Genomic DNA, 600 nt, shown 5'->3' with positions numbered 1-600 from the left:
CCACGCCGGCCTTGCACAGTGCGGTGACCAACGCAGGGAAGGAAACCAGGAACATCGGCGAACCGATGGCCGGGATCGCGAGCGCGCCCTTGAAGATGTCTGGGACAGGCATGGGCAATCTTTCGTCAGTGGCCAGCTGCAGTCGGGCCTTTGGCCCAGTCGGCCTGGTTGCGCTTCTTCCAGTTGCGCAGGTCGCGCATGCCCGCCAGGCCGCGCGGGTCGACTCCCGGGGGAAAAATCTGATGCTTCTGGATCTTCTGCGTCGCAGTGGTCGGAATGTGGTCCGTCACCCACATCCAGCCTGGTGCTTTGTAGTAGGCAAGGCGCGTGTTGCAGAAGTCAAACAGGGCGCGCACTGCCGCGTCGATATCGGCGCGGCCTTCTTCGCGCAGCACTACGCAGGCCAGCACCTCTTCCTCGCGGATCTCGTCGGGCGCGGCCAGCACGGCCACCTGATCGACCAGCGGATGCGTCTGCAGCAACGCCTCGACTTCGGCCGCGGCGATGTTTTCTCCCGAGCGGCGGATGATGTTCTTGCGCCGGTCGACGAAGTGGAGCATGCCGTCGGCCGAGCGGTTGACGATGTCGCCGGTATGGAAC

The 600-nt window shown here is 64.7% G+C and carries 1 protein-coding gene; it reads right to left on the bottom strand.

Going from position 1 to position 600, the window contains the following annotated elements; all coding sequences use genetic code 11:
* Positions 1-125: 125 nt before the first annotated feature.
* Positions 126-600: AMP-binding enzyme (locus tag ACXJ3V_RS20420; protein ID WP_457102183.1), on the bottom strand; the 475-nt coding region annotated here is incomplete at its 5' end.

This window comes from Microbacterium sp. P5_E9, assembly GCF_054049175.1.
The sequence above is the reverse complement of the archived record's forward strand: the minus strand, read 5'-3'. Positions and strand labels throughout refer to the sequence as shown.